The organism is Mycobacterium sp., assembly GCF_039583805.1.
In the GTDB taxonomy this organism is placed as follows: Bacteria; Actinomycetota; Actinomycetes; order Mycobacteriales; family Mycobacteriaceae; genus Mycobacterium.
On record NZ_JAVKSH010000142.1, the window covers coordinates 1 to 7,198 of the forward strand.

General features: G+C 66.1%; 12 protein-coding genes. 7 read left to right on the forward strand and 5 right to left on the reverse strand.

What is annotated here, in order from left to right; all coding sequences use genetic code 11:
- The coding region (locus ABDW21_RS15540; RefSeq protein WP_343710685.1) for a hypothetical protein at positions 1–186 on the reverse strand (186 nt) is incomplete at its 3' end.
- A 198-nt stretch (positions 187–384) separates the two neighbouring features.
- Here ABDW21_RS15540 and ABDW21_RS15545 point away from each other — a divergent pair.
- The 5 genes from ABDW21_RS15545 to ABDW21_RS15565 are packed head-to-tail and all read left to right on the forward strand — an operon-like array spanning position 385 to position 4,105.
- Positions 385–828 (forward strand): nuclear transport factor 2 family protein, encoded by a 444-nt coding sequence (locus tag ABDW21_RS15545; protein WP_343602653.1) that lies wholly within the window; start codon positions 385–387, stop codon positions 826–828.
- A gap of 3 nt (positions 829–831) precedes the next feature.
- Positions 832–1,119 carry a hypothetical protein gene (locus ABDW21_RS15550; protein WP_343602654.1) on the forward strand — a complete coding sequence of 96 codons (288 nt, stop codon included), beginning with the start codon at positions 832–834 and terminating at the stop codon, positions 1,117–1,119.
- Positions 1,053–2,039, forward strand: a complete 987-nt coding sequence (locus ABDW21_RS15555; protein ID WP_343602656.1) for a sulfotransferase — start codon at positions 1,053–1,055, stop codon at positions 2,037–2,039. Before ABDW21_RS15550 ends, ABDW21_RS15555 begins: the two co-directional genes overlap by 67 nt.
- Positions 2,032–3,273, forward strand: coding sequence for a hypothetical protein (locus tag ABDW21_RS15560; RefSeq protein ID WP_343602658.1), 1,242 nt, complete (start codon positions 2,032–2,034; stop codon positions 3,271–3,273). The genes ABDW21_RS15555 and ABDW21_RS15560 overlap by 8 nt, the downstream gene beginning before the upstream one ends.
- Before the next feature lies 1 nt (position 3,274).
- Positions 3,275–4,105, forward strand: coding sequence for an oxidoreductase (locus tag ABDW21_RS15565; protein ID WP_343602660.1), 831 nt, complete (start codon positions 3,275–3,277; stop codon positions 4,103–4,105).
- 313 nt (positions 4,106–4,418) lie between these two features.
- Here ABDW21_RS15565 and ABDW21_RS15570 read toward each other — a convergent pair whose 3' ends face one another.
- The 4 genes from ABDW21_RS15570 to ABDW21_RS15585 all read right to left on the reverse strand — a co-directional run bounded on the left by ABDW21_RS15570 (position 4,419) and on the right by ABDW21_RS15585 (position 5,662).
- Complete coding sequence (locus tag ABDW21_RS15570) at positions 4,419–4,730, reverse strand: type II toxin-antitoxin system PemK/MazF family toxin (RefSeq protein WP_343710686.1); 312 nt, start codon at positions 4,728–4,730, stop codon at positions 4,419–4,421.
- Complete coding sequence (locus ABDW21_RS15575; RefSeq protein ID WP_343710689.1) at positions 4,730–4,975, reverse strand: YlcI/YnfO family protein; 246 nt, start codon at positions 4,973–4,975, stop codon at positions 4,730–4,732. Before ABDW21_RS15575 ends, ABDW21_RS15570 begins: the two co-directional genes overlap by 1 nt.
- Positions 4,976–5,123: 148 nt before the next feature.
- Positions 5,124–5,381, reverse strand: a complete 258-nt coding sequence (locus tag ABDW21_RS15580; RefSeq protein ID WP_343602664.1) for a type II toxin-antitoxin system RelE/ParE family toxin — start codon at positions 5,379–5,381, stop codon at positions 5,124–5,126.
- Positions 5,382–5,386: 5 nt separating this feature from the next.
- Positions 5,387–5,662, reverse strand: a complete 276-nt coding sequence (locus tag ABDW21_RS15585; RefSeq protein ID WP_343602666.1) for a type II toxin-antitoxin system Phd/YefM family antitoxin — start codon at positions 5,660–5,662, stop codon at positions 5,387–5,389.
- 280 nt (positions 5,663–5,942) lie between these two features.
- Here ABDW21_RS15585 and ABDW21_RS15590 point away from each other — a divergent pair, with 280 nt between their 5' ends.
- The gene (locus ABDW21_RS15590) at positions 5,943–6,353 is read left to right on the forward strand and encodes a GNAT family N-acetyltransferase (RefSeq protein ID WP_343710687.1); all 411 of its coding nucleotides are present in this window, start codon (positions 5,943–5,945) and stop codon (positions 6,351–6,353) included.
- The coding region (locus tag ABDW21_RS15595; protein WP_343710688.1) for an HNH endonuclease at positions 6,334–7,198 on the forward strand (865 nt) is incomplete at its 3' end. The genes ABDW21_RS15590 and ABDW21_RS15595, both read left to right, overlap by 20 nt.

Genomic DNA, 7,198 nt, shown 5'->3' on the forward strand with positions numbered 1-7,198 from the left:
GCGGTCGTGGTCATCGGGCTGGGCGGGGTCCTGGGTCCCGGGATCGCCACCGCCACCGCGGCACCCGTCCCGGCAGCCGCATCCATGCGCGTACCGGTAGGCCCTCTTGCTCGTCTCCCGCTGCGCGCTGCGCGGATAAGCATCCGTGCCGCGCGGATAGGTGCTCGGCAGGCACGGCGCGGCCATCCGGCAGGACCGGCGGCTCCGGGCGCGATCCGGCCTGCGGGCTAGGCGGCTGCGGCGCACTTGTGGCGACCGGCGATCCGCGATCCTGACCCCGGTCAGGTCCCGATTCGACCGAAAATCACCGCGGTCCGGCTCGTTTCTGCCACCATGGTCTGCGACGCCGGCACGGAAAGCGAAGGTCGTTCAGGGTGATCGCACATGGGTGACAGTGCACTGGTGATCACCAACCTGATCTACCGCTACGCCGAACTGCTCGACGCCGGCGACCTGGACGCGGTGGCCGTGCTTTTCGCGCACGGCCGGATCTGCGGTGTCGACGGCGGCCCGCCGGAGACGGTGTTCACCGGGACCGCCGGGGTGCGGCGGATGTACGAGATGGCCACCCGTATCCACGACGACGGCACCCCGAAGACCAAACACCACACCAGCAACGTGCAACTCGACGTCGACGAGGCGGCCGGCACCGCACGCGGCAGTTCGTACTACTGCGTCACCCAGGCCACCCCCGAGTTGCCGTTGCAGGTGATCGTGACCGGGCGCTACCGCGACACCTTTCACCGGCTGGACGGGGTGTGGTGGTTCGACACCCGGACCATGTTCGTCGACCAGATCGGCGACGTCAGCCAACACCTCAAGTTCTGAACCTTGGGCACCGCCGGCGCTTTCGACATGGCCGCCGTGCTGGCCGACGCGCAACGCAAAGAGCAGCTGACCGATTGGGGCCCCGGGGAATTCGCGACTCCCCTGGGCATGCTCCTGGCCGACTACGGCCGGGCCTGCCTGCATGCCGAACTCAACGCCGTCGGCACGCACATCCTGCGCTCCGGCATCGTGCACAGCCTGCGGATGCGGCTGCGCACCCAGGAGTGGATCGGACGGCACCCGAGATTCTCGACGAGCGGATCACCGCGCCCATCGTGGTGGTCGGGATGATGCGCAGTGGAACCACCCTGCTGCAGCGGCTGCTGGCCGCCGACCCGCGGCTGCACTGCGCCCACGGTTGGGAGGTGGTCCAGGTCGCGCCGCCAGAGGACCACGACTTCACCGGGGCCGATCCGCGCATCGCGGTCGCTGAAGCGCGCGAGGCGAGATCGCGTCACCTGGCGCCGGAGCTGTTCGCCATCCACCCGATGTACGCGACGCAGGCCGAGGAGGAAATCGTCTTCCTCGCCGACGCGTTTCTGTCGCATGTGCCCGAATCCGGGGCACACGTTCCGAACTACCGGTCCTGGCTCGACGCGCAGGACTTCTCCCCCGCCTACGCCTACCTGTATCGGATGCTGCAGTTCCTGCAGTGGCAGAAACGTCAGCGCGGCCTGGTTGCCGATCGCTGGGTGCTCAAATCGCCTGCGCACCTGGGATATCTGGATGTTTTGCGGGCACAGTTCCCCGACCTGCACCTGGTGCACATGCACCGCGACCCTTGCACCACCGTCGCGTCCGGCGCCAGCCTGAACGTCACCCTGCACGCCATGCACGCCGACACCGTCGACCTGCCGCGGGTGGGCGCGCAGTGGCTGGCGCGGATGGGCTGGGCCAACGACCGGGCGATGGCGGTCCGCGAGGCCTGGGCCTGTGACGCCGACGAAGAAACCGGCCGAGTGACCGACATCGCGTTCGACGACGCGGTCGCCGACCCGATCGCAGCCGTGGCCCGGGTGTACGACGCCGTCGGCCTGCCGCTTACCGTGGACGCCGAAGGCGCTATGCGGCGCTGGCTGCGTTATCGTCCGCGTGAGTCAGCCCGCCCGCCCTACCGGCTGGCTGACTACGGCCTGCGGCCCGAACAGGTCGATGAGCGGTTTGCGTTGTACAACAAGCGTTTCGGATCAGAGGGAGCATTGCATGGCTGACCACCCCGTCGCGACGGCGTCCCAGCACGAACAGGAACTGGCCGCGCTGGACCTGATGGAGCACCCCACCGTGCAGGCGGCCTACCGAAGCGTCGCCGAGACTTGGCTGGGCCGGGCCAAGGCCTCCGAGGCGATGCGGCAGCGGTTCGACGACGCGTTCGCCGAAGTGATGTTCTCCGCGGCGATGTGGTCGTCCAACCAGGACGTGCTGCGGCCCAGGATCACCTGCATCACCCGGCTCGCGCATCCGGTCGACGGCCGCCGCGTCCCCGGATCACGCTGGGGTATCGACAATCCCGACAGTGTGTACCGGGTGATCCCGATATCGGGCGACGAGCGCTACGAGATTCACGGCCGGGTCGGCGAGTACCGGATGACCGAGAACTACTTCACGCTGTGGGACGCCCACATGGGCACGGTCGCCGTGCTCAACGGCCGCACCATGCAGGTCGACTCCGACGGCAGCTTCACCATCACCGTCGACGCCGATCCCGCCGCCGGGCGGCCCAACCATGTGCAGACTTCGCCTGCGGCACACGAGTTCTACATCCGCGACGTGCTGCTCGACTGGGACCGCGACGACCCGAACCACCTCGGTGTCGAGCGCCTGGGCGGACGGGCAGGGACGTCGGCGCGCACGGTCGACGAGCAGGCCGAGGCGACCGCGGCGATGATGGCGCACTTCGCCGACTTCACCGGCAAGCTCAGCCACGGCGCGTACAAGATGCCGCCCAACTATGTCAACCTGGCGTGGTCGGCGGACACGGTGGGCGCGATGCGCAACCAGGTCTACGTGATGGGCCGCTTCGACCTCGGCCCCGACGAGGCGTTCGTCGTCGACCTCAACGACGGCGGCGCGCAATACTTTACGGTGCCGCTGAGCAATATTTGGGGCACCACGCTGGACATCGTGGACCGCACCGGCAGCCTCAACAAGGCCCAGTCGGCGGCCAACGACGGCGGCAGCTACACCTACGTCATCTCACCGGTCGATCCCGGCGTGGCGAACTGGATCGACTCCGCCGGGCTGCGGGAAGGCATCCTGACGCTGCGGATGGCGGAGTTCGGCGAGACCGGCCCGCGCTCGGATCTGGGTGCGCGCGGACGGGTGGTAGCGCTGGACCGTCTCGACGCCGAGGTGACTCTGCCCGCGATGAGCGCCGCGGACCGCGCTACGACGCTCGCGCAGCGACGGCAGGGGTATCTGCGCCGGCTGCCGGAAGGGACAATTTGAGATGGCCCGCTGGCTGATCACCGGCTGCTCGACGGGTTTCGGCCGCGAAATCGCCCGCGCCGCACTGGCGGCAGGCCACAGCGTCGTGGTGACCGCGCGACGGGTCGAGGCGGTGCAGGGTTTCGTCGACGAGTTCGGCGAGCGGGCGGTGGCCGCCGGCCTCGACGTGACCGACGCCGGCCAGATCGCCGCCGCGGTGGCGGCGGCCGGCGACGCGTTCGGTGGAATCGATGTACTGGTCAACAACGCCGGACACGGCTATTTGTCCGCGGTGGAAGAGGGCGAGGACGCGGCGGTGCGAAAACTGTTCGACGTCAACTACTTCGGCGCAGTCGACATGATCAGGGCGGTGCTGCCGGGGATGCGGGCCCGCCGCTCCGGTCACGTCGTCAACATCTCGTCGATGACCGGCCTGGTGGCCAACCCGCCCAACGCCTACTACTCGTCCACCAAGTTCGCGTTGGAAGCTGTCACCGAAGCGCTGGCGGCCGAGGTGCGGCCGTTGGGCATCAAGGTCACCGCGATCGAGCCCGGGGCGTTCCGCACCGACTGGGCCACCCGTTCGATGCAGGAGACACGCACGCCGATAACCGATTACGCCGAGGTGGCGACACGCAAACAGCTGATCAAACAGTTCGCCGACCAGCTGCCCGGCGACCCGCGCAAAGTGGCCGAGGCGGTGCTGATGGTGACTACGCTCGATCACCCGCCGCTGCGGTTGCTGCTGGGCCGGGACGTCCTCAAGGCTATGCGCGACAAGATCACTGCGCTGACGGCGTCCATCGACGAATGGGAGAGCGTGACCAAGGATGTGAATTTCGCCGGATCGTGACCGGTGCGCGGCGGGCACCGCGCTGCGGTGCTCGGGGCGGCGGCCGTCCCGCCCGTCGTCGCCGAGGGCTACCGCCAGCGCACTGGCGTCAACGACGATCACGGTCTTTGCGAACGTGGGTCACCGGTGCTGTCAACGTCACTGTGCCGCCCGAGCAAGACCCCATGGTCTCCTCCGGAACATCTTTGATCTGCACGCTCGGCACGCCGCTATTCTAAAACCATGAGCGCCACAACACAATTGGTTGGTTGGACGGCATGTCCGTAGACGAGCGCTCTGCTTGCCGAGTCCTGAGCGCGATGTTCGCGCTGACCTATGACACGACCCGATCGAGGTCGAACGCGTTGCCGATGGCGTCCGCAAGGGCTGGTTCCTGCAACGCGAGCAGGTAGCCGATGTGACGACCAAGGTCAGACACCGGGATCGTTTGGACGTTGTCGCAACTGACGACAGACGGCTGATCCAGCCCGTTCACCGCGCCTACCGGGACTTCGGTGGCCAGCCCTCGGACGGTCGTCGTGATCGGGGCGACGGTGACGTTGGTCAGATGTGGACGCACGACCTCGCGGGTAAGAATCAGGACAGGTCGGGGCTTGTCAAGCTGGGCGATGTGGATCGGTCGCATCAGTCGATGTCGAGGGCGGTACGAGCAGAGTGGCCGGCCAGCGCATCCACATCACTCGGCGCTGACATGCTGGCCGCGAGGATCTCCGCGTCGCGTTCTGCGAGACGACGGCGTCGTTCCCGTTCCAGCGCTCTCAGCACGACGGCCGCACGGCTGCGGGCATGGTGTCCCCGGACTTCGGCATCGATGAAAGCGACGATCTCGTCGGGCAACCGGACCGCAATTTGTGTGCTCACGTCATCGATGGTACCGGTTTGGTATGCACTTCAGGGTCCGGATGCGCTGACGGTCAACGCGCTCACGCCTCGGCTCTCTACGCCTACGACTACCGGGCAGGCAGCACCGACGGTGACAATCGGAAGATGCGGCGTGCCTTCGAACTCGGCCTGCCGATCATCGGGATCTGTAGACCTGGGAGCGGTGGCCGACCCTGGTGATCACGATCTGCTGGCGCTGCTCGTCGAGCATGTACAGCACGCGGTAGTCGCCGCGGCGTGCAGACCATTGGCCCTCAAAGTCCTCTCGCAACGGCTTGCCGACGCGGCGCGGATCGCGAGCAAGAGGACCGTAGATGAACTCCACCACGGCGGGTATGACGCGCGGCGGCAGCTTGTCGATATCCCGGCGGGCACTGCTGGCCAGTCCGACCATCTAGCTCACAGATGGCCAACGCCATAGCGGCGCCGGGCCTCGGCCTCTGTCATCAGCGCACCAGCCTCGGCTTCCTCGCGCGCCTTCGCGATGTCCTCGTGTACACCGGGCTGCGACTGCCAGTACAGCGTCTCTTCGAGAGCCTCCAAGTCATCCACGGACATCAGTACCGCCGCGGGTTTGCCGTGCCTGGTAATTGTCACCCGTTCGTGGGTGTTGATCGCGCTGTCGATCAACTCGTTCAACTTTGCCTTTGCTTCGGTCAGCGGCAATGTAGTCATGCTCCGATGATACCGTACGGTATCGAATACAGGTCTGATCAAGTCTGAAACCAGTGCCGATAACGGCGATGGGGGCAATCAACGTCGCTGCGAGCGCGGCGAGCTATCGCGCAGCAGCGGCCGGGGAAGTGTGGCTGGCTCGGCTGAGATTCGGTTCCACCGGCCGACAGTGCTTGACCCGGACAGACACCACTGAGACGAATTCTGTTCTGGCGCAACACTATTAGATGAGTGGCTGCGTCGCTATGCCGGCCAGAAACCGCGCGGCAACACCGCCGCAGTGTGGGCGATCACGGATGCGAACCAGACGGTCGTCTGCTCCGCCACCTTGTCGATGACCTCCGTCGATCGGTCCGCCGGCCCCGAAAGTCTGAGGAAGGGCGCAACGCGGCAGATTCCCGCGCTGGTGATTGGTCGGCTGGCCACAGACACTCGCGTGGCTGGACTTGGCCCGGGGACTGAGATGGTCAAGCACGTCCTGGCCACCGCGGCCGAACTGAACATCAAGGCGGCCTGTCGCGTCGTCGTCACTGCGCTCAACGCTGATGCGTTCCGCTGGTGGCAACGGTTCGGGTTCGAACCGTTCAATACCGACGACCCGGCCAACCCGGATCTCTACCTGTTGACCAAAGATATAGTCCAAACCCTGGCCGGCCTGGGAGACTGCAGCCATGGACGACAGTGCGGTTGAGCTGCATCTTCGCCAACTGATCTTCGATCGGCTTGCCGACATCGTCGCCGCGAACGGCGTCGTCACCCGGTCCGAGCTGGAACAACTTCACGTCGGAGACCAGCAATGGCGGATAATCGACCGCAACCGAGGTATACGGAACCCCAAAGAACTGTTGGCGACGCTGTCAGTGATCTCCAACCCCAGGGGCCCATACGCAGATGCGCAGATAGCCGACGCTCTCTACGCCTACGACTACCGGGCAGGCAGCACCGACGGTGACAATCGGAAGATGCGGCGGGCCGTCGAACTCGGCCTGCCGATCATCTTGCTCCGCACCATCCACCCAGGCATCTTCGTGCCGATATTTCCTGTCTACGTCATCGCCGATGACACTGCTCACCGGCGGTTCCTCCTCGCTCTCGACGAGAGCCTTCGCTTCGTCTCCGACCCGCTTCAGCTCAAACCAGCCGAACGCGAATATGCCGAACGAATCGTCAGGCAACGCCTTCACCAGCCGGAATTCCGTGGACGCGTCCTCCTCGCCTACCGAACACAGTGCACTGTCTGCCGCCTCCGGCATGGCGAGCTCCTCGATGCCGCCCACATCATCGGCGACAACAGGCAGCATGGCCTTCCGATCGTCGAAAACGGTCTGAGCCTGTGCAAGATCCACCACGCTGCCTTCGACGCAAACCTGCTCGGCATCTCACCGGATTACGTCGTCCACATCAATCGCGCCCTCATGGATGAAATCGACGGGCCGATGCTGCGGTACGGCCTTCAAGAGATGGACGGCCGACTTCTTACCCTGCCGGCGCGTGCGTCCGACCAGCCGGCACCCGATCGACTGGCCGAACGATTCG

What these genes read in the sequence shown, in the direction of transcription:
- ABDW21_RS15585 (WP_343602666.1), bottom strand. Translation starts at nt 5,662, where the DNA reads ATGACTACATTGCCGCTGACCGAAGCAAAGGCAAAGTTGAACGAGTTG.
- ABDW21_RS15580 (WP_343602664.1), bottom strand. Translation starts at nt 5,381, where the DNA reads ATGGTCGGACTGGCCAGCAGTGCCCGCCGGGATATCGACAAGCTGCCG.
- ABDW21_RS15545 (WP_343602653.1), top strand. Translation starts at nt 385, where the DNA reads ATGGGTGACAGTGCACTGGTGATCACCAACCTGATCTACCGCTACGCC.
- ABDW21_RS15570 (WP_343710686.1), bottom strand. Translation starts at nt 4,730, where the DNA reads ATGCGACCGATCCACATCGCCCAGCTTGACAAGCCCCGACCTGTCCTG.
- ABDW21_RS15565 (WP_343602660.1), top strand. Translation starts at nt 3,275, where the DNA reads ATGGCCCGCTGGCTGATCACCGGCTGCTCGACGGGTTTCGGCCGCGAA.
- ABDW21_RS15560 (WP_343602658.1), top strand. Translation starts at nt 2,032, where the DNA reads ATGGCTGACCACCCCGTCGCGACGGCGTCCCAGCACGAACAGGAACTG.